Below are 19,702 nucleotides of genomic sequence, written 5' to 3'. Positions count from 1 at the left end.
GCGGCCGGGACATCTCAAGGAACGGGCCGCTGGCGCTGGTCTTCCATGCGCTGCTCACCGTGTTCATCCTGGCGCCGCTGGTCGTGGTGATGCTGGTCTCGCTCTCCGACAAGGAATACCTGTCGATGCCCTTCGACGGCATGTCGCTGCGCTGGTATCGGGAAATCCTGGCCGCGCCGGAACTCATCAGCGCGTTCTGGCTGTCGATCTGGCTCGGTCTGGCCTCGGCGACATTGGCGACGATCGTCGCCGTGCCCGCGGCGCTCGCGATCGCCCGTCATCGGTTTTTCGGACGCGACGGGTTGATGGCGTTCCTGATGTCGCCGCTGATGATCCCCCATGTCGTGCTCGGCGTCGCCTTCCTGCGCTTTTTCTCGATCATGGAGTGGACCGGCTCCTTCGTGGCCCTGGTGCTCGTTCATGCGATCACCGTCGTGCCGTACTCGCTGCGGCTGACGCTCGCCGCCGTGATCGGGCTCGAACGTGATGCGGAGACGGCCGCCCGGTCGCTCGGAGCCTCGCGAGCGGTCGCCTTCCGCCGCATTCTCCTGCCGCTCATCCTGCCGGGCGTCGCGGCGGGATGGGTGCTCGCCTTCATCCAGAGCTTCGACGAGGTCACGATGACGATCTTCGTCGCGACGCCCGGAACCACGACGCTGCCCGTCGCGCTCTACAACCGCATATCCCAGCTCACGGACCCGGTGACGACGTCGGTCTCCACCATCCTGATCCTGGGAACGATGGCCTTCATGTTCATCCTCGACCGCATGGTCGGCCTGGACAGGGTTCTCATCGGAAAGAAATAGCCGAAACGACCGTCCCGACCGGTCGCCCGATCGGCGCCGGCAGGACAGTTGCGCCCGAAATTCGAGACGAAAGCCGGCCTGGACCGGAGTTGCGGACATGAGCAACCAGACGATGACGGTGGTAGGGGGCGGGCTTGTCGGGGCCGCCATTGCCTACGGAGCACTGCGGGCGGGAATGCGCGTCCGCGTTCTCGACCAGGGAGATACCGCGTTTCGCGCCTCGCGCGGCAATTTCGGCCTGGTCTGGGTCTCGAGCAAGGGCGGCAAGATGCCCCGCTACGCGAGCTGGAGCCGCGATGCGCTGAAGCTCTGGCCGAACCTGCAGAAGGAACTGGTCGATCTGACCGATGTCGACGCCGGTCTCGAACAGCCGGGGGGCTTCTGGCTGGGCTTCAACCATGCCGATGTCAGGGCGCGCGCCGATCTTCTGGAACGGATCGATCGCGAGGTCGGCGGCATCCCCTTCAAGATGATGGACCCCTCCGAGCTCCGGCAATATCTCCCCGGGATCGGGCCGGCCGTGGTGGGCGGGAGCTTCTGCCCGCTCGACGGCCACGCCAATCCCCTGATGTTGCTGCGCGGCCTGCATGCCGCGCTTCGCCATCGCGGGGCGGATGTGATCACTGGCGTCGACATTGCCGAGATCAGGCACGATCCCGCCAGCGGGTCCTTCGAGGCGGTCTCGCAGGATCGCCAGAGCTGGAAGAGCGACCGGATCGTGCTGGCGGCAGGGCTCGGCAACGCCGGATTGGCCGCGCAGGTCGGCCTGTACGCCCCCATCGCATCCACGCGCGGCCAGGTTCTCATCACCGAGCGGCTGAAGCCGTTCCTCGACTACCCCACGAACAAGTGCCGGCAGACGCGGGAGGGCAGCGTCCAGATCGGTTCGACCTCCGAGGATGTCGGCCTCGACGACGGCACGACGACCGACAAGATCGAGGTACTGGCACGCCGCGCGGTCGAAACCTTTCCGGCCCTGGCGCGCGCGCGCCTTGTCCGGGCGTGGGGCGCCCTGCGGCCGCTGACTCCGGACGGCTACCCGATCTACCAGGAATCGGCGTCCTGCCCGGGGGCCTTCCTCGCCACCAGCCATAGCGGCGTCACGCTCGCGGCGGCCCATTGCTACGTCGTCGGCCCCTGGATGGCCGGTCTCTCGCAGGTGCCGGCCGGGTTCGAGGTGTTCACCGGCGATCGCTTCCTCGACGCCGATGCGAGCTTCTCCCATGGCCATTGAACCGCTCTTCACCGTGCCGGGCGCGCCGGCCGGCGCCTCGGTCACGATCGTCTTCGAGGGCACGCCCTTGCGGGTTCCGGCCGGCATCACGGTTGCCGCGGCCCTGCTCGTCGGCGGCGTCAGGGAATTCCGGTCGAGCGTCGTCGGCGGTGTTCCGCGCGCGCCTTACTGCATGATGGGCGTCTGCTTCGAATGTCTCGTCGAGATCGACGGGGTGCCGGCGCGGCAAAGCTGCCTGATTCCCGTCCACGAAGGGATGGTCGTCGCGCGCCAGCTCGGTGCTGCCCATCTCGATGAATTCAGCCCCGGAGAAGAGCCATGAGCGCTGCGGCGGATCTCGTCGTCGTCGGCTGCGGGCCGGCGGGCATGGCTGCGGCCTGCGAGGCGCGCGCGCTCGGTCTCTCCGTGATCGTTCTCGACGAACAGCCGGCGCTCGGCGGGCAGATCTATCGCAATATCGAAGCCGCGCCCGCCGATCGCATCGCGGTCCTCGGCAAGGATTACGAGGCCGGGCGCAGTCTCGCGGCCGAGTTCCGCGGCAGCGGTGCCGGGCATCTGCAGGGAGCGACCGTCTGGAACGTCGCGCCGAACGGTGCCGTGGACTACGTCGCGGATGGACGATCGCGACAGGTCGTCGGCAAGGCCGTGCTGCTCGCCAGCGGCGCCATGGAACGGCCGTTTCCGATCAGGGGCTGGACGCTTCCCGGCGTCCTGGGGGCAGGCGCCGCACAGATCCTGCTGAAAGGCTCCGGCGCCCTGCCCAGCGGGCCGGTCGTCCTAGCCGGTTGCGGGCCGCTGCTCTACCTCCTCGCCTGGCAATATCTCCGTGCCGGCGTGACGATCGCGGCCATCGTCGATACGACGGCAGGGTCGGGCTATCTGGGCGCCATACGGCACGGTGTCGGTGCCGTGCGCGGCTGGCGCGATCTCGCCAAGGGCCTCAAGCTGGTCGCGACGCTGCGCCGGAACGGAGTCAGGTTCTATTCTGCCGCGAGCGATCTCGCGATCCAGGGTGAGCGGCAAGCCGAGGGCCTCTCCTTTCTCCATCGCGGTCGGCGGGTGACGCTGCCTGCTTCGCTGGTCCTGCTGCATCAGGGCGTCGTGCCGAATACGCAACTGTCATGGTCGACGGGGGCGGCCCATCGCTGGGACGGCGAACAGCTGTGCTGGTTGCCCGAGACGGACCGTTGGGGCCGGCTGGGCGAAACGCCGATCTACGTTGCAGGAGACAGCCGGGCGATCGTCGGTGCGCAGGCGTCGGCGACCCAGGGAAGGCTGTCGGCGCTCGCCGTCGCGGAGCATACCGGCCGCGCCGTCGACTCCGGCCGGCGCGCGGCGCTGCTGGCTCTATTCGAACGGCAAAGCCATATCCGGCGCTTCCTGAACAGCCTCTACCGGCCGGCCGATGCGAACCGCATCCCGCGCGACCCTGCGGTCATCGTCTGCCGGTGCGAAGAGGTCACGGCTGGGCAGATCCGCGGCTATGTCGAGCTCGGCTGCCGCGGCCCGAACCAGACGAAGGCGTTCGGCCGCTGCGGAATGGGGCCCTGTCAGGGGCGTCTGTGCGGACTGACGGTGACGGAGATCATCGCCGAGGCGCGCGGCGCGACCCCTGACGACGTGGGCTACTACCGCATCAGGGCGCCGATCAAGCCGGTCATGCTCGGCGACTTCGTCGATTGAATTCCCGTCCCCCATTTCACCACGTCGATTGAATTCCCGTCCCCCATTTCACCACAAGGAGAAGACCATGAACGACATCGTCCGCATCGAAACCGATCCGCGCCGCAGCCGCGTCGTCGTCTACAACGGCGTCGTCTATGTCGGCGGCATGACCGCCGACGATCGCAGCCAGGACATCAAGGGGCAGACCCGGCAGACGCTCGAAAAGATCGAGCAGTTCCTCGCCAGGGCGGGAACCGACAAGAGCCGCGTATTGACCGCGCAGATCTGGATCAAGGACCTCGCTCGCGATTTCGAGGGCATGAACGAGATCTGGAATGCCTGGACCGCACCGAACGCCGCGCCGACCCGCGCGACGGCTCAGTGCGAGATGGGGGCGCCGGACGTCCTTGTCGAGATCATCGTGACGGCCGCGGCCGGCCGGTAATCGCACGGAGCAGGGCGTAGGGGACGGGCCATGAAAATCGCCGAACTGCGAACCTATGTGCTCGCGGATGCCAACAAGCATTACCTCTACGCGGCCATCCAGACCGACCGGGGCATCGTCGGTTTCGGCGAGGCGACGCTCGACCATCGCTGGCCGTCTGTCGCCGCCGGTATCGAGGAAGGCTTTCGGGCCATAGCGGGGCAGGATCCGACCACGGTCGCGAAGCATTGGGCACTGCTCAAGGACAAGGTCTATTGGGGCGAGGGCGCCAGCAGCATGGCGGCTCTCGCCGCGATCGACCAGGCGCTGTGGGACATCACCGGCAAGGCCTACGGCCTGCCGGTGCACAAGCTCCTCGGCGGCGCCGTGCGGGATCGCGTCGGCGTCTACCTGAATCAGTGGTGGGCCGGATACCGGTCGACGCAGGACTTGATCCGGAAGGCGCAGGACGCTGTTTCGCGCGGCGCCACCGCCCTGAAATGGTATCCGTTCGGGACCGCCGATCAGCTCCAGTATCGCGTTCGGCAGCACGACGTGCCAAAGGCGGTGGCGGAGGTGCGGGCGGTTCGCGACGCCGTCGGCCCGTCGATCGGGTTGATGGTCGATCTCTGGCGCCGGCTCGACTGGGCCTCGGCGGCGCAGTTTTGCTCCGGCGTGGCCGATTGCGACCTCGTCTTCGTCGAGGAGCCGACCGAGTTCCAGAGCGCGGACGCGCTGGCACGGCTGTCATCGGCCACGCGGACCCGCATCGCCTTCGGAGAAAGGCTGCATTCCCGCCGGCAATTCGCGGAGATCATCGAGCGGCAGGCGGTCGGGCTGGTGCAACCCTCGATCATCCGCGTCGGAGGGCTGACCGAGGCCATCAAGATCGCCAACGCGGCCGAGACCTACAATATCGGCGTCGTGCCGCATAATCCGCACGGACCCGTTGCGATCGCCGCATCGGTGACGCTGGCGGCGCTGGTGCCCAATTTCGTGATCCTCGAATCCTACGAGAACGACAATCCGCCCTCGCGCAGCCAGTTCGTCCGGCAGGGGCCGATGATCGTCGGAGACGGCTATCAGGTGCCGGAAGCGCCGGGGCTTGGCGTCGAAATCGACGAGATGGCGCTGGCAGGGCTGGCGATCGCGACGCGGGTGGTGCGCGCCTGAGGACGCGGCGAGGGAAAGCCTTTCAGCGGCTTGCCGCAAGACGATCCCAGGCGGTCGAGATGAAAGCAGCCCCCTTTGGCAAAAGGCGGCTCGCGATCTGCTGATTTGTGACGGCCAGATCCCGGTCGGCCTCGGCCCGTTTGCCTCTCCGAAACGACTGTCTGGCATCTATGCCGTTCTGTTGTCCGGAGGTGGATGTGGAAACATCGCTCTATCTGCCCGTCAAGCGCTTCCTCGAAGGGCTCGGCTACGCCGTGAAGGGCGAGATCGGGCATTGCGATCTCGTCGGCCTGCGCGACGATGATCCGTCCGTCGTGGTGATCGGCGAGCTGAAGCTGAGCTTCAATCTCGAGCTCATCCTGCAGGGCGTCGACCGGATGAGCCTCGGCGACGAGATCTGGCTCGCAGCCCAGCTCTCCGCCAGGGGCAAGGGGCGCGAAAGCGATCCGCGCTATCGCAACCTCTGCCGGCGACTCGGCTTCGGATTGCTCGGGGTCTCCAAGTCCGGACATGTCGATATCCTGGTGTCTCCGGTGGCGCCCACGCCGCGTAAGGACCCGCGCCGGCGCTCGCGGCTGGTGGATGAGCACAAGCGCCGCCAGGGCGATCCGGCGATGGGCGGCGGCACGCGCAGGCCGATCATGACGGCCTATCGCCAGCAGGCGCTGGCCTGTGCCGCGGCGATGGCCGGGGAGCCGAAGCGGCCGCGGGACCTCAAGCCCTCCTGCCCGGACGCCCAGAAGATCCTGCATCGCAACGTCTATGGCTGGTTCGAGCGGTCCGGGCGCGGCGTCTACGCGCTCACCGAAGCCGGCCGCAGCGCCCTGGCGATGTGGCGGCCCCAGCTTCCCGCCAGCCCGGATGGGTCGGCCATGGTCGTCTGAACGGGCTCGGCCGCCCGCCATGGATGCGCCGCATGGCGCTTGTAGAGCCTTCCGGCGTCATTCCATTGCGATGAAAGGAATTGCCTCGATGTCTGGTCGGAGATGTCTTGCCGCTGGAACCCTGTCGCTTGCCGCACTGATGCTCGCGGCCTGCCAGAGCGATGCGCAGCAGGCTCCTGTGGGAGCTGCGCCCGGCTTGCCCGGCCTATGCCGGGAAGATGCGGCCGAGACGCTGGCGGGCAAGGGGCGCATCAGTGATGCCGAGGCCCAGCAGGTCACGGGCGCATCGATCGTCCGGCAGATTCGGCCGGGGCAGGGCGTGACGATGGACTATCGCAAGGAGCGGGTGACGATCGAGACCGATCCGAAGACCGGCAGGATCGTCCGCGCCTATTGCGGGTAGGCGCGAGGCGGCGGCGTTCTTAGGGATGCGGCGGCGATTGATCCGGCCGCCGCGACCTTGAAGCTCCAAACGAAAAAACCGCCCGAAAGGGCGGTTTTTCAAAGCGAAATCAGATCGGGAGGCTATGGCCTCACTTGATCTTGGTTTCCTTGAACTCGACGTGCTTGCGCGCGACGGGGTCGTACTTCTTCTTCGACATCTTCTCGGTCATCGTACGCGAGTTTTTCTTCGTCACGTAGAAGAAGCCGGTGTCGGCGGTCGAAAGCAGTTTGATCTTGATCGTCACGGCCTTGGCCATGGGTCTATCCTCGAGCCATGCGGGCCAGAGGCCCTCGGAAAAGAAAATGGCCGGGCGAACCCGGCAAACCGTCAGCGCGGGGAATGCCGCAACGGGCCGGCGAAGTCAAGGAAGAATAGCTTGGCGACGCGAATGGCCCTCAAAGCTCCTCGCGCACGAAGCTGCCGCGCTTCTCCCAATAGAACGGGACCGGCAGATAGGGCGCGAAGCCGCCCTCGATGCGGGCCTCGACTTCCTGGATGATGACCTTGGTGATCGTCGGCAGGTCGAGCTCCTTGGCCTCGTCGAAATCGACCCAGACCAGGTCGACCAGCTCCGAATCGGGGCCGATGATGCCGTCGATCCGCTTGGCGACGGCGGAGGCGTCGATCGCGAAGAAGCGGGTGTCGAAGCGCTTCGGCCGGCGCGGCGGGGTGATCGCGCGGGCGACGAAGGTGACGGCCGACAGGTCGGGGAAGACGCCCTGCGCCGCGAAGTCGCTCCAGCTTCCGGCCGGCGCGGTTTCCGGCGCGCCGAACTCGTCGGAGCCGAAGAGCAGCCCGGTTTCCTCGAAGGTCTCGCGGATGGCGGCCAGCGCCAGCGCCCGCGCCTTGGCGGCGCTGGGGCGCAGGCAGCGCTTGCCGAGCCGGTCCTCGCAGATCTGCGGCACCGCGCCGGTCGCGGCCATCAGCCGGTCGCCGGCATCGACCCGCCCGCCGGGAAAGACGTATTTGCCCGGCATGAACTTGTGGCCCGCATGCCGCTTGCCCATCAGCACCTTCGGCCGCGCACCGCTGCGATCCAGGATCATCATGGTCGCGGCGTCCTTGGGACGCTGGTTGGCGGTGGTGCGCGCCCGCTCGGCCTGGGTCAGGGTGACGGTGTGATCGGTCATGAACGTGATTCCGAAGAAGGCAGGGGCTGGCGTTCGGGCCGGTCGGGCTCGCCGCCGAAGCCGTGCATGCGCACGGCCCATTGCAGGCCGACGACGCCGCCCTTCACGGGCTGCATCATTGCGATGGACAGGATCAGAGTCAGCGCCGGCCAGACGACCATGTGCAGCCACATCGGCCAGTCGCCGAATTTCTCCGCCAGCAGCAGGCCGCCGACGATGATATGGCCGACGATGGTGATGACGATATAGGGCGGCAGGTCGTCAGCCCGCTGGTGATGCAGGTCCTCGCCGCAGGCCTCGCAGGTGTCGACCGGCTTCAGGAAGGCGCGGAACAGCCGGCCCCTCCCGCAATGCGGGCAGCGGCCCTTCAAGCCGCGCGCGATCGCCTGGCGCCAGTCGCGCGCGTCGAGATGCGCCTCCGCGCTGTGAATCTGGACGCCCATCACCGCCTCTTGCCGGGCTTGCTCTTGCCCGGCTTGCTTTTGCCGAAGCCACTGCCGCCCGGCTTGCCCTTCTTGCCGAAGCTCGCCGGCCGGCTCGTCCCGAAGGGGACTGCGCCGCCGCGCCGCTTGCCGGTGCGTCCCGTCGCCACGACGCGTCCCTCCGAAAGCAGTTCGAAGCGCAGGGCGCCCGCGACCGGCGCAGCCTCGACCAGCTTGACATGGACGCGGTCGCCGAGGCGCCAGCTCTCTCCGGTACGCTCGCCGATCAGCGCATGCGCGGCCTCGTCATAGCGGTAGTAGTCGCCGCCCAGCGTCGAGGCCGGAATGAAGCCGTCGGCGCCGGTGCCGTCGAGCTTCACGAACAGGCCGGCCTTGTGCACGCCGCCGATGCGCCCGTCGAAGCTCGCGCCGATCTGGTCGGCGAGGAAATGCGCGATCAGCCGGTCGGTCGTCTCGCGTTCGGCCGCCATGGCGCGCCGCTCGGCCGCTGAGATGCGGGTTGCAACCTCGCGCAGCTCCGCAAGCGTGGTGCTCTTCGGCAGGCCGTCGTCGCCGAGCCTCAGCGCCGTGATCAGGGCGCGGTGCACGATCAGATCGGCATAGCGCCGGATCGGCGAGGTGAAATGGGCGTAGCGGCGCAGATTGAGGCCGAAATGCCCATAATTCTCGGCGACGTATTCGGCCTGCGCCTGCGTGCGCAGCACGACCTCGTTGATCAGCGTCTCGTTCTCCGAGCCCTTGATCATGCCGAGGATGCGGTTGAACAGCACGGGCCTGAGTGCCCCATCCTGCGGCAGCTTGATGCCGATCGAGGCCAGCACTTCGCCGAGCGCCCGCATCTTCTCCAGCGAGGGCTCGTCATGGCAGCGATAGATCAACTGGCTGCCGGCTTTTTCCAGAGTCTCGGCCGCCGCGACATTGGCGAGGATCATGAATTCCTCGATCAGGCGATGCGCGGCGAGCCGGTCCGGCACGATGACGCGATCGACCGAGCCGTCGGGCTTCAGGATCAGCTTGCGCTCGGGCAGGTCGAGTTCCAGCGGCTGGCGCTGGTCGCGGGCGCGGGCCGCAATGCCATAGGCCGCCCAGAGCGGCATCATCACGCTCTCGCGGATCGGCGCGGTCTTCTCGTCGGTCTGCCCGTCGATGGCGGCTTGCGCCTGCTGATAGGAGAGCTTCGCCGCCGAGCGCATCAGCACGCGGTGGAAGGAATGGCTCTTCTTCGAGCCGTCGGCCTTGAGTACGAGCCGGGCGGCGAGCGCCGGCCGGTCCTCGTGCTCGCGCAAGGAACAGAGATCGTTCGAGATCCGCTCCGGCAGCATCGGCACGACGCGGTCGGGGAAATAGACCGAGTTGCCGCGTTCCAGCGCCTCGCGGTCGAGGGCCGAATGCGGCGTGACATAGGCCGCGACATCGGCGATGGCGACGGTGACGACGAAGCCGCCGGGATTGTCCGGGTTGTCGTCCGGCACGGCATGGACCGCGTCGTCATGGTCCTTGGCGTCGGCTGGGTCGATGGTGACGAGCGGCAGCTCGCGCCAGTCCTCGCGGCCTTTCAGGCTGGCAAGCGGCGCATTCGCGGCTTCCTGAAGGGCGGCGGGCGGGAACTCATGCGGAATGCCATGGGCATGGATTGCGATCAGGCTGACGGCACGTTCCGACTTGATCGAGCCCAGCCGCTCGCGGACATGCGCCTCCGGCGGGCCGAAGCGGCTCTCGCGGCGTAAGGAGACGGAGACGAGGTCGCCGTCCTGCGCCTCGGCCGTGCGGCCCTTCGGAATGATCGCCTCGCGCCCCTGCGCCTTCTTGTCGATCGGCACCAGCCGGCCGGAGCCGTCGGGCAGGGCGCGGAAGATGCCGAGCACGGCCGCTTTGGCCTTGCCCATCACCTTGAGCACCCGGCCGGAATAGCCGAAGCCCTCGACGCCGCGCAGCCGCGTCAGCTTGAGGATGACCTGATCGCCGACGCCCGGCGCAGGCCCGGCCGACTTGTCCTTGCGGCGTCCCTCGCGGCTGCGCTCGATCAGGATCTGCGGCGGCGCTCCGCTCTCCGCCTCGTCCCATTCCAGCGGCTGGGCGACGAGGTCGCCCTCGCGGTCGCGGCGCTTGATCTCGGAGAGCAGCACGGGCGGCAGCGCGCCGCGCGGATGGACCGGGCGCTCCTTGCCGTCGCCGCCGATCTCGCCTTCCTCCGCCATCTCCTTGAGCAGGCGCTTCAGCCAGATCTTGCCGCCCCCATCGAGCCCGAAAGCCCTCGCGATCTCGCGGCGGCCGACCTCGCGGCCGGCAGCGCGCTCTTCCTCGATGAAGTCGAGAATGGCCTCGCGGCTCGGATCAGGAACGGACACGGCCGGTACTCGGGGCATTGGGCAGGGAAAAGCGTGACACGCCGCCTGTCTGCCACGGCTTGCGGCCGGGCGCCAGCTTTGGCGGCCTGAAAGCAAGAAGGGCAGCCCTTGCGAGCTGCCCTTCCATTGCCGAACCGCGACCCGGCGAACCGGATCTGAAGGTGCGAAAACTCACGCGGAATAGAAACCCCAGCAAGAAGAGGTCCAGATCCGCCCGCCTTGCACCAGCGGTTGATGACAATGAGACACTGGATCACCTCCTTTCAGTTGTTACCGACAAGAAGGAGGCTAAGGCGATTCTCGGGGACTCGTAAATGCCAAAAAATGCACTGGATGAGCACGACGAAAGTCGCGATCCAGACCGTGAATGCGGAGAGCGATCCGCGTATTGCACAGGGGTGAGGCAGGCAAGTCTGCGCGAACAGCATGCGTTGCAAGCGGTTATCCGTGCAGCTTCAGCCCCTTGGTGATCTTGTCGATCTCCTTGCGCTCGGCATGCAGGCCGAGACCGACGAGGTCGAGTGCATCCGTCGCAACCGCAGCGACAGCGGCGCGGTTGTCCATGTCATTGCCGGTTGCGAACAGGTCCTTCGTATAGAGATGCGGCCGGACGCCGCGCTGCTGCGCCCGTTGGAGTATAGTCGTGAGCTCCGCTGCGCTTGCCGCGAAGATCAGGATCGGCTGGCGGATCAGCGGCCCGTAGAAGCGGCCGGATGCATCCCGGTAGGGCTCGCCCGCGAGTTCCGGAGAGGCTCCAGCGAGACCGCCGGCGAGGAAGCTGGCGACATTGAGTTTTTGCCAGGTTGCGAGATCATCGCGAACCACGATGGCTATCTTGGTATCGTAACGCATGGACGCATCGCTAACCGAGGCCGGCAAGGCCCGTCTTGAACGATCGTGCGGGCCTGAGCAGGACTGGGTCCGGCTCGGCGCCGGCGCTGATGGCATCGAGCGCATGGAAGCGTTCTTCCGGGGCTATGCCTATGATCCGCACCGCCACGACACCTATGCCTTCGGGCTGACGCTGTCGGGCGTGCAATCCTTCGATTACCGCGGCGCAAGGCGCGACAGCCTCGGTGGCCACGCCATCGTCCTGCATCCCGACGAGGTCCATAACGGGCGCTCCGGCATCGAGAGCGGCTTCCGTTACCGCATGCTCTATGTCGAGCCGCGCCTGATCCGGCAGGCGATGGGCGAGGGCGGCCGGGCACTGCCCTTCATATCTACAGCGGTTTCACAGGAGCCGCGTTTGGTCGCGGCGATCGCCCGCGCGCTGCGCGATCTCGATCAACCGCTCGATCCTCTGGCGGTCGATGATCTCCTCGAACGGCTGGCGCAGGCCTTGTTGGCGCTCGATCCCTCGGCGGCGCGTGCTCGTCCGTCGCGGCTCGAAAACAGGGCCCTTGAGCGCGCTCGGGACTATCTCGACGCGCACACCGCCGAGACCGTCTATTCGAGCCGCCTGGAAGCCATGACAGGGCTCGATCGCTTCACCTTGGCGCGCCAGTTCCGCGCGGCTTTCGGGACCAGCCCTTATAACTACCTCGTGATGCGTCGCCTCGACCGTGCCCGTCGCATGCTGGCGGAGGACACGCCTCTGGCTGACCTGGCCTTCGCCTGTGGCTTCGCCGATCAGAGCCATTTCACCCGCCAGTTCCGCCGCGCCTATGGCGTCACGCCGGGGCGTTGGCGGGCCTTGCAGCAGCAAATCCGGGGTTGAGACCTGCGTCGCATCGGCTTGCCCCGCCCGCCGCCTCCATGCTTGAAGCAGCGAAAGCCGGCTTTGCGGAGTATCTGACATGCAGCTTGGAGTGATCGGCCTCGGCCGGATGGGTGGCAACATCGTGCGCCGCCTGATGCGCGCCGGCCATGAATGCGTGGTCTATGATCGTGATCCGAAGCCGGGTCAGGCGCTTGCCGCCGATGGCGCGACGCTGGCCAGCGATCTCAAGGACATGGTCGCCAAGCTCAAGGCGCCGCGCGCCATCTGGGTGATGCTGCCGGCGGGCAAGATCACCGAGGCGACCCTGGCCGAACTCGCGGGCCTCGTCGGCGAGGGCGATACGCTGATCGACGGCGGCAATGCCTTCTGGAAGGACGATGTCCGCCGCGGCAAGGAATTGGCGGCCAAGGGCATCCATTACATGGATATCGGCACCTCCGGCGGCGTCCACGGCCTCGATCGCGGCTATTGCCTGATGATCGGCGGCGACAAGGAAGCCTTCGACCGGCTGGAGCCGATCTTCGCGACGCTGGCGCCAGGCAAGGGCGAGATCGAGCCGACCAAGCATCGCGAGGGCCGCAACCCGACGAGCGAGCAGGGCTATCTCCATTGCGGCCCGACCGGCTCCGGCCATTTCGTCAAGATGGTCCATAACGGCATCGAATACGGCATGATGCAGGCCTTCGCGGAGGGCTTCGACCTCCTGCGCAATGCCTCGGCCAAGGAAGGCCTGCCGGCCGAATACGGCTTCGATTTCGACGTCGCCGAGATCGCCGAGGTCTGGCGCCGCGGTTCGGTCGTCACCTCCTGGCTGCTCGATCTCACGGCCGAGGCACTGGCTGCCGACGAGGAGCTCTCCTCCTATACAGGCAATGTCTCGGATTCCGGCGAGGGTCGCTGGACGGTCGATGCCGCCGTCGAGACCGCGACCCCGGCCGAGGTGCTGACCTCGGCCCTGTTCGCGCGCTTCCGCTCGCGCGTCGACCACACTTTCGGCGAGAAGATCCTCTCGGCGATGCGCGCCGGCTTCGGCGGCCATGTCGAACCCAAGAAGCAGGGCTGATACGGTGGCAGAGGCAGCAGGCGGCGGCCGCCCGGCCGTCATCGTCGTCATGGGCGTCGCGAGCTCCGGTAAGACCTCGCTCGGCGAGCGTCTGGCGGAGCGCCTCGGCTGGCCCTTCCGCGACGCCGATTCCTTCCATCCCCCCGAGAACGTCGCCAAGATGGCCGGCGGCACGCCGCTGAACGACGAGGATCGCAAGCCTTGGCTCGCGGCGATCGCCGCCTGGATCGACGATCTCCGGGCCAAGGGCGAGCACGGCATCGTCACCTGCTCGGCGCTGAAGCGCGCCTATCGGCAGGTGATCGTCGGCGACCGGCCGGATGTCACGCTGGTCTATCTCAAGGGCTCGCGCGAGCTGATCGGCCGGCGCATGGCCGCCCGCCAGCACCATTTCATGCCGCCGGCCCTGCTCGACAGCCAGTTCGCCGCGCTGGAGGAGCCGGGTGCGGACGAGAAGCCGCTGGTCGTCTCGGTCGAGGACAGCAAGGACGCGATCGTGCAGGACGTGGTCGATCGGCTGGGCCTCTGAGGAGCGGCCTCACGTCACCTCGAACCAGCTCCATAGCCCGAGGTCGAAGCGCTCCAGCACCGTCGACGAGATCAGCCAGCGGCCGGGATTGTCGGCGATGAAGGCGATGTGCAGCTTCTTGCGTTCCGGGATCTGCACGGTGTCGAGGAAATAGTTCTCCCAGCCGTCGTCGAGCGGATGCAGCAGCCGGAAGCTGTGGCCGTGGACGTGGAACGGCTGGACGAAGGCGGTGCGGTTGTCGATCGCCATCACGATCGGCGTGCCGCGCTTGACGCTGAAAAGGGGCTTGCCTTCGAAGGAGCCGGTGCCGCCATTCACCCGCCAGGGGCTGGCAAGATCGAGCCCTGTGAAATCGAGCTTCTGGTCCTCGGTGAGTCTGGCGCCGCCTTCGATGACGAGCGCGGGCCGGAGCGCGTCCTGCATCCGAACGCCCAGCGGCAGGGCAGGGTTGAGCTTCAGGGCGGGCATGGCTGCGGGCGGAACCTGCGGCTGCCCCGCCGTCACGATCCGGACCAGCGGCAGCCCGCCACCGATCAGGGCGCTGACATTGACGGCGGCACCGACCTCGATCGGCAGGTCGAGGATCACATCGTAGCGGGTACCCGGCGCGAAGGGCAGCTGCGAGCGCACAGGCTCGAAACTCTCGGTCGGCTGGCTGTCGACCGCGATCACGGTCGTCTTTCCGCCGTCGAAGCGCAATCGCATGATCCGGGCATTGCAGGCATTGGCGAGCCTGAGGCGAATCCGCGCACCGGGCCGGGCCGAGATCGGCTGCGGCGGCGAGCGGCCGTTGACGGTGAGCCAACTGCCGAGGCGCCCGGCCGAAGCCGAGGCATTCCCTTGCTGCACGAAGGGCTGGAGCGCCTGATCGTCGCCGAGGAGCCAGTCGGTGATGAGGACGGGCAGGTCGAGATCGACCGGAGGCGGCTCCTTCTCCTCGACGATGACGAGGCCGCTCAGGCCCCGGCCAGCGGGTTCGGATGAACTGCCGGCCCGAAGCGGGCGATAGAGCAGGGTGCCCGAATCCGCCGGCGTGATCCGGAACTCGCCGGTCTCTCCCGGCGCGATGGGCGGGCGCGTGAAGCTGGCGGCGCCATCCCGTTCGGCCTCGCCGCGCAGGCCGTACCAGTGCAGGTCGAGCGGGGCCGTCGTCTTGTTCTCGAGCTTCACGGCCAGCGTTTCGCCCTGCTTGATTCGCAGGGGCGGGGCCGGCGTGCTGCCGTCGAATGTCCAGATTTCCGTATCGACCGGCGGTGACGGACGCAGCCTTGCCTTCGCTGGCGCGGCGACGAGCGTCCGCCGCTGCGGCTCGCTTGCCGGCTTGGTGGTCGGGGCGGGAGCTTGCGCGAAACCCGCTGAGGGCGCGATCAGGCAGGCTCCGCCGAGCCCCGCCAGCCATTGGCGACGCGTGAGCGGGAGCGGGGAGGCGGCGGGCGGTTTCGTCATGCCATACCGCATAATCCGGGCGGCCCGCTCTGGCGAGAGCCGGTTCGGGTCCCCCGGCGAAATGTCCGGCGCAGCGCCTGTTTTGCAGAACCGTCATTTTTTTGCTGCATGGCCCGGTCGAAATGCGTATAGGCCTGCGACTTGACGATGGCCGCGCTGCGTTTGCTCGCGCGCAGCGCTATCGGACCGGCGGGCGTGGCGGAATTGGTAGACGCACTGGTTTTAGGTACCAGCGGCGAAAGTCGTGGGGGTTCGAGTCCCTCCGCCCGCACCATCGGTCTAGTTTTTTCGCGAGCGCGGCGGCGGTCGAACCGGCGTCGCGCTTTGGACATTGAGACGTAAACGAGCTGTTGGCGGTACAAAAATGAACGTGACCGAAACCCTGTCCCAGGGCCTCAAGCGCGAATTCCAGGTGGTGCTGAACGCCGCCGACCTGAAGACCAGGCTCGATGGCAGCCTCCAGGACCTCCAGGGCAAGGCCAAGATCAACGGCTTCCGCCCGGGCAAGGTGCCGGTCGCGCATCTGCGCCGCCTCTATGGCCGCTCGGTCATGTCCGACGTGCTGCAGAACGCCGTCAATGAGGCGAACCAGAAGATCGTCGCCGACAACAACCTGAAGCTCGCCTTCGAGCCGCAGATCCGCTTCCCCGAGAACAAGGAAGAGATCGAGGCCGCGATGGAGGCCAAGGGCGATCTCGCCTTCACCGTCGCGCTGGAAGTGCTGCCGAAGATCGAGCTCGCCGACCTCTCGGACGTTTCGCTGGTGAAGCCGGTCGCCGAGGTTCCGGACGCCGATGTCGATGCCGCGCTTCTGCGCATGGCTGCCGGCAACCGCAGCTACACCTCGAAGGGCGAGAAGGCCAAGGCTGAGAAGGGCGACCGCCTGATCATATCCTTCGTCGGCACGCTCGACGGTGAGAAGTTCGACGGCGGCACGGGCGAGGGCATCCCGCTCGATCTCGGCGCCGGCCAGTTCATCCCGGGCTTCGAGGAGCAGCTCGAAGGCGCCAAGACCGGCGAGACCCGCACCGTCAAGGTGACCTTCCCCGAGAACTATGCGGCCGAGAACCTCGCCGGCAAGCCGGCCGAGTTCGAGGTCACCGTGACCGACGTCCAGGGGCCGGACGCCGTCAAGATCGATGACGAGCTCGCCAAGGGCTTCGGCTTGGAGTCGCTCGACAAGCTCAAGGAAGCCGTGCGCGAGCAGATCGGCCGTGATTTCGTCGCCCAGTCGCGCCGCAAGCTCAAGAAGGGCCTGCTCGACGCGCTCGACGGCAAATACGCCTTCGAGCTGCCGCCGACCCTGGTCGAGCAGGAGTTCACCAGCGTCTGGGGCCAGGTCGAAGCCGACATGAAGCAGGCCAACAAGACCTTCGCCGACGAGGACACCACCGAGGACGCCGCCCGCGCCGACTACCGCAAGATCGCCGAGCGCCGCGTGCGTCTGGGCCTCGTGCTGGCCGAGATCGGCGAGCAGGCCAAGGTCCAGATCTCGGATGACGAGGTCACCCAGGCCCTGATCGAGCGCGCCCGCTCCTTCCCCGGCCAGGAGAAGGAAGTCTGGGAGTTCTATCGCAAGAACCCGCAGGCTCTCGCCGAGATCCGCGCCCCGATCTTCGAGGAGAAGGTCGTCGACCATCTGCTCGGCCAGGTGAAGGTCGAGGACCAGACGGTTTCGCGCGAGGCGCTCTACGCCGACGAGGACGCCGAGGACACCGCCGAGGCCAAGCCGAAGAAGGCCGCCGCCAAGAAGGCGAAGAAGGCTGAAGCCAAGGCCGACGACGCCTCCGCCTGAGCCTCACGGCAACCTTAACGACAGCTATCGCGCCGCCGGCCTTCGCGACCGGCGGCGCTTCCCTTTTCAGCCGCGACTGCCGTGCTTAAGTGAGTGTCTGCCTAGACACCGCTGATTCGACATCTCGCTGGCTTCCCCAGCGCTCCACCTCAAGGACAGATCCATGCTTCGCGATCCGCTCGAGACCTACAACAATCTCGTCCCGATGGTGGTCGAGCAGTCGAGCCGCGGTGAACGCGCCTTCGACATCTATTCGCGCCTGCTGCGCGAGCGCATCATCTTCCTGACCGGCCCGGTCGAGGATTACTCGGCGTCGCTGATCGTGGCGCAGCTCCTGTTCCTCGAGGCCGAGAACCCCAAGAAGGAAATCTCCTTCTACATCAACTCGCCCGGCGGCGTGGTGACGTCCGGCCTCTCGATCTACGACACCATGCAGCTGATCCGCTGCCCGGTGACCACGGTCTGCATCGGCCAGGCCGCCTCGATGGGCTCGCTGCTGCTGACGGCCGGTGCCAAGGACATGCGCTTCGCCCTGCCGAACGCCCGCATCATGGTTCACCAGCCCTCCGGCGGCTATCAGGGTCAGGTCACCGACATCCTGATCCACGCCCGGGAAGTCGAGAGCCTGAAGAAGCGGCTGAACGAAATCTACGTGAAGCATACCGGGCGTCCCTACGAGGACATCGTCGCCGCGCTGGAGCGCGACAATTTCATGACCGCCGAGCAGGCCCGCGATTTCGGCCTGATCGACAAGGTCATGGAGCGCCGCGCCGAGCCCGAGGCCTGATCGCGGCGCTCGCGATCCTGTGGGTTGGCCCGGCCTTCCGGAGCCCCCATATTGCATTGAGGATCGGCCCCGTGTTTGCATGGGGCCGGGGGTGAGCGGACGAGCGCTCCAATCTGATCCGGCTTGGGCCGGCCCTGCGTATCCGAATGTACCGGAACGGGCCGTTAACCTAATCATCGTGATCTGAGCGCTTAGATATGACGGAGAGACGACGGCTGCATCCGCCACTGGCGATGCGGCTCCCGGCTCCCGAACTGGAGATGGACGATGGCTAACAAGCCCGGCGGCGACTCGAAGAGCACGCTTTACTGCTCTTTCTGCGGCAAGAGCCAACACGAGGTCCGCAAGCTCATCGCGGGCCCGACCGTGTTCATCTGCGATGAATGCGTCGAGCTCTGCATGGACATCATCCGCGAGGAATCCAAATCCGCGCTGGTGAAGTCGAAGGACGGCGTGCCGACTCCCAAGGAGATCCGCAAGGTCCTCGACGACTATGTCATCGGCCAGGAGCACGCCAAGAAGGTGCTCTCGGTGGCGGTGCACAACCATTACAAGCGCCTCTCGCATGCGACGAAGCAGAACGACGTCGAGCTGGCGAAGTCGAACATCCTGCTGATCGGGCCGACCGGCTCGGGCAAGACACTGCTTGCGCAGACGCTCGCCCGCATCCTCGACGTGCCCTTCACCATGGCCGATGCGACGACGCTGACCGAGGCCGGCTATGTCGGCGAGGATGTCGAGAACATCATCCTCAAGCTGCTCCAGGCCTCCGACTACAATGTCGAGCGGGCGCAGCGCGGCATCGTCTATATCGACGAGATCGACAAGATCAGCCGCAAGTCGGACAACCCTTCGATCACCCGCGACGTCTCGGGCGAGGGCGTCCAGCAGGCGCTGCTGAAGATCATGGAAGGCACCGTCGCCTCCGTGCCGCCGCAGGGCGGGCGCAAGCATCCGCAGCAGGAATTCCTGCAGGTCGACACCACCAATATCCTCTTCATCTGCGGTGGCGCCTTCGCCGGTCTCGACAAGATCATCTCGAGCCGCGGGCAGGGCACCTCGATCGGCTTCGGCGCCAAGGTCGAGGCCCCGGACGACCGCCGCATCGGCCAGATCTTCCGTCAGGTCGAGCCCGAGGATCTCCTGAAGTTCGGCCTGATCCCGGAATTCGTCGGCCGCCTGCCCGTCCTGGCGACGCTGGAGGATCTCGACGAGCCGGCGCTGAAGACCATCCTGACCGAGCCGAAGAACGCGCTCGTCAAGCAGTATCAGCGCCTGTTCGAGATGGAGGACACCCAGCTCACCTTCACCGACGAGGCCGTCAGCCTGATCGCCCGCAAGGCGATCGAGCGGAAGACCGGCGCGCGCGGCCTGCGCTCGATCATGGAGAGCATCCTGCTTGAGACCATGTACGAACTGCCCGGCCTCGAAGGCGTCGAGCAGGTGGTGATCGGCCCCGAGGCGGTGGAGAGCAAGGCCCGCCCGCTCTTCATCTATGCCGAGCGCGAGGACGAGACGAAGACCGCCTCGGCCTCCTGACCTTTCCTGCAATGCGACAACAGGACGCGCGCCCTTGGCGCGCGTTTTGCGTTGTGATGGGCATGGGTCGCTCGCGGTTTCGCATCGCAACAGCCCTGCGCGAGATTGAACCACCTCTTCTCGCGGCATCCGTCCCTCGTCCGTTGCAGGACAGCGGTGCATGGGCCGGATACCTCGCTTGAAAGCCGGCGAGGAAGTCTCCACTTTAGGTGCACTTGCGAGAGTCGCATGCCTTGGAGGGTGCGATGCGCGAGGGCGGAGAGGCGAA

At 66.9% G+C, this 19,702-nt stretch carries 20 protein-coding genes and 1 tRNA gene; 15 read left to right on the top strand and 6 right to left on the bottom strand.

Annotation, left to right across the window (positions count from 1 at the left end; genetic code table 11):
- Positions 1-11: 11 nt before the first annotated feature.
- The 8 genes from AC1RLU_RS07580 to AC1RLU_RS07545 all read left to right on the top strand — a co-directional run bounded on the left by AC1RLU_RS07580 (position 12) and on the right by AC1RLU_RS07545 (position 6,589).
- A complete protein-coding gene (locus AC1RLU_RS07580; RefSeq protein ID WP_142115850.1) occupies positions 12-806 on the top strand; it encodes an ABC transporter permease in 795 nt (264 codons plus the stop codon).
- Between the two features lie 97 nt (positions 807-903).
- The gene (locus tag AC1RLU_RS07575) at positions 904-2,040 is read left to right on the top strand and encodes an NAD(P)/FAD-dependent oxidoreductase (RefSeq protein WP_492794801.1); all 1,137 of its coding nucleotides are present in this window, start codon (positions 904-906) and stop codon (positions 2,038-2,040) included.
- The gene (locus tag AC1RLU_RS07570) at positions 2,030-2,362 is read left to right on the top strand and encodes a (2Fe-2S)-binding protein (RefSeq protein ID WP_492794800.1); all 333 of its coding nucleotides are present in this window, start codon (positions 2,030-2,032) and stop codon (positions 2,360-2,362) included. The genes AC1RLU_RS07575 and AC1RLU_RS07570 overlap by 11 nt, the downstream gene beginning before the upstream one ends.
- On the top strand, positions 2,359-3,723 hold the full coding sequence (locus tag AC1RLU_RS07565) for an FAD-dependent oxidoreductase (RefSeq protein WP_492794798.1): 1,365 nt from the start codon (positions 2,359-2,361) through the stop codon (positions 3,721-3,723). The genes AC1RLU_RS07570 and AC1RLU_RS07565 overlap by 4 nt, the downstream gene beginning before the upstream one ends.
- A 67-nt stretch (positions 3,724-3,790) precedes the next feature.
- On the top strand, positions 3,791-4,150 hold the full coding sequence (locus AC1RLU_RS07560; RefSeq protein ID WP_061963748.1) for a RidA family protein: 360 nt from the start codon (positions 3,791-3,793) through the stop codon (positions 4,148-4,150).
- A gap of 30 nt (positions 4,151-4,180) precedes the next feature.
- Complete coding sequence (locus tag AC1RLU_RS07555; protein ID WP_492794797.1) at positions 4,181-5,302, top strand: mandelate racemase/muconate lactonizing enzyme family protein; 1,122 nt, start codon at positions 4,181-4,183, stop codon at positions 5,300-5,302.
- A 197-nt stretch (positions 5,303-5,499) separates the two neighbouring features.
- On the top strand, positions 5,500-6,186 hold the full coding sequence (locus AC1RLU_RS07550; RefSeq protein ID WP_492794795.1) for a DUF2161 domain-containing phosphodiesterase: 687 nt from the start codon (positions 5,500-5,502) through the stop codon (positions 6,184-6,186).
- 88 nt (positions 6,187-6,274) lie between these two features.
- Positions 6,275-6,589, top strand: coding sequence for an I78 family peptidase inhibitor (locus AC1RLU_RS07545; protein ID WP_061963742.1), 315 nt, complete (start codon positions 6,275-6,277; stop codon positions 6,587-6,589).
- A gap of 130 nt (positions 6,590-6,719) precedes the next feature.
- On the opposite strand, the gene rpmG is transcribed toward AC1RLU_RS07545, so the two are convergent.
- From rpmG to AC1RLU_RS07520, 5 genes are all read right to left on the bottom strand, one after another.
- Positions 6,720-6,887, bottom strand: a complete 168-nt coding sequence (gene rpmG, locus AC1RLU_RS07540; RefSeq protein ID WP_038367996.1) for a 50S ribosomal protein L33 — start codon at positions 6,885-6,887, stop codon at positions 6,720-6,722.
- 139 nt (positions 6,888-7,026) lie between these two features.
- Positions 7,027-7,761: an NUDIX hydrolase gene (locus tag AC1RLU_RS07535; RefSeq protein ID WP_061963740.1), complete on the bottom strand. Its 735-nt coding sequence runs from the start codon at positions 7,759-7,761 to the stop codon at positions 7,027-7,029.
- Positions 7,758-8,204 carry a DUF983 domain-containing protein gene (locus AC1RLU_RS07530; protein ID WP_492794793.1) on the bottom strand — a complete coding sequence of 149 codons (447 nt, stop codon included), beginning with the start codon at positions 8,202-8,204 and terminating at the stop codon, positions 7,758-7,760. The genes AC1RLU_RS07535 and AC1RLU_RS07530 overlap by 4 nt, the downstream gene beginning before the upstream one ends.
- Positions 8,204-10,570, bottom strand: a complete 2,367-nt coding sequence (gene rnr, locus AC1RLU_RS07525) for a ribonuclease R (protein WP_492794792.1) — start codon at positions 10,568-10,570, stop codon at positions 8,204-8,206. The genes AC1RLU_RS07530 and rnr overlap by 1 nt, the downstream gene beginning before the upstream one ends.
- Before the next feature lie 423 nt (positions 10,571-10,993).
- A complete protein-coding gene (locus AC1RLU_RS07520) occupies positions 10,994-11,404 on the bottom strand; it encodes a DUF2000 family protein (RefSeq protein ID WP_492794790.1) in 411 nt (136 codons plus the stop codon).
- On the opposite strand from AC1RLU_RS07520, the gene AC1RLU_RS07515 reads away from it, so the two are divergent.
- From AC1RLU_RS07515 to AC1RLU_RS07505, 3 genes are all read left to right on the top strand, one after another.
- Positions 11,403-12,272, top strand: coding sequence for a helix-turn-helix domain-containing protein (locus AC1RLU_RS07515; protein WP_492794788.1), 870 nt, complete (start codon positions 11,403-11,405; stop codon positions 12,270-12,272). The genes AC1RLU_RS07520 and AC1RLU_RS07515 overlap by 2 nt on opposite strands.
- 79 nt (positions 12,273-12,351) lie before the next feature.
- Positions 12,352-13,338, top strand: a complete 987-nt coding sequence (gene gnd / locus AC1RLU_RS07510) for a phosphogluconate dehydrogenase (NAD(+)-dependent, decarboxylating) (protein ID WP_492794787.1) — start codon at positions 12,352-12,354, stop codon at positions 13,336-13,338.
- A gap of 4 nt (positions 13,339-13,342) precedes the next feature.
- Positions 13,343-13,867: a gluconokinase gene (locus AC1RLU_RS07505; protein ID WP_492794786.1), complete on the top strand. Its 525-nt coding sequence runs from the start codon at positions 13,343-13,345 to the stop codon at positions 13,865-13,867.
- A 9-nt stretch (positions 13,868-13,876) separates the two neighbouring features.
- Here AC1RLU_RS07505 and AC1RLU_RS07500 read toward each other — a convergent pair whose 3' ends face one another.
- Positions 13,877-15,313, bottom strand: coding sequence for a multicopper oxidase family protein (locus AC1RLU_RS07500; protein ID WP_492794785.1), 1,437 nt, complete (start codon positions 15,311-15,313; stop codon positions 13,877-13,879).
- Positions 15,314-15,502: 189 nt separating this feature from the next.
- Between AC1RLU_RS07500 and AC1RLU_RS07495 the strand changes: the two genes are divergently transcribed.
- The 4 genes from AC1RLU_RS07495 (at position 15,503) to clpX (ending at position 19,434) form a co-directional block, all read left to right on the top strand.
- Positions 15,503-15,587: transfer RNA gene (locus tag AC1RLU_RS07495), tRNA-Leu, on the top strand.
- A 90-nt stretch (positions 15,588-15,677) separates the two neighbouring features.
- Positions 15,678-17,108 carry a trigger factor gene (gene tig / locus AC1RLU_RS07490; RefSeq protein WP_492794784.1) on the top strand — a complete coding sequence of 477 codons (1,431 nt, stop codon included), beginning with the start codon at positions 15,678-15,680 and terminating at the stop codon, positions 17,106-17,108.
- A gap of 163 nt (positions 17,109-17,271) precedes the next feature.
- Positions 17,272-17,895 carry an ATP-dependent Clp protease proteolytic subunit gene (locus tag AC1RLU_RS07485; RefSeq protein WP_061963723.1) on the top strand — a complete coding sequence of 208 codons (624 nt, stop codon included), beginning with the start codon at positions 17,272-17,274 and terminating at the stop codon, positions 17,893-17,895.
- A gap of 267 nt (positions 17,896-18,162) precedes the next feature.
- Positions 18,163-19,434: an ATP-dependent Clp protease ATP-binding subunit ClpX gene (gene clpX / locus AC1RLU_RS07480; protein WP_061963721.1), complete on the top strand. Its 1,272-nt coding sequence runs from the start codon at positions 18,163-18,165 to the stop codon at positions 19,432-19,434.
- The last annotated feature ends 268 nt before the right edge of the window (positions 19,435-19,702 follow it).

This window comes from Allobosea sp. GW822-FHT05A11, assembly GCF_058800455.1.
The sequence above is the reverse complement of the archived record's forward strand: the minus strand, read 5'-3'. Positions and strand labels throughout refer to the sequence as shown.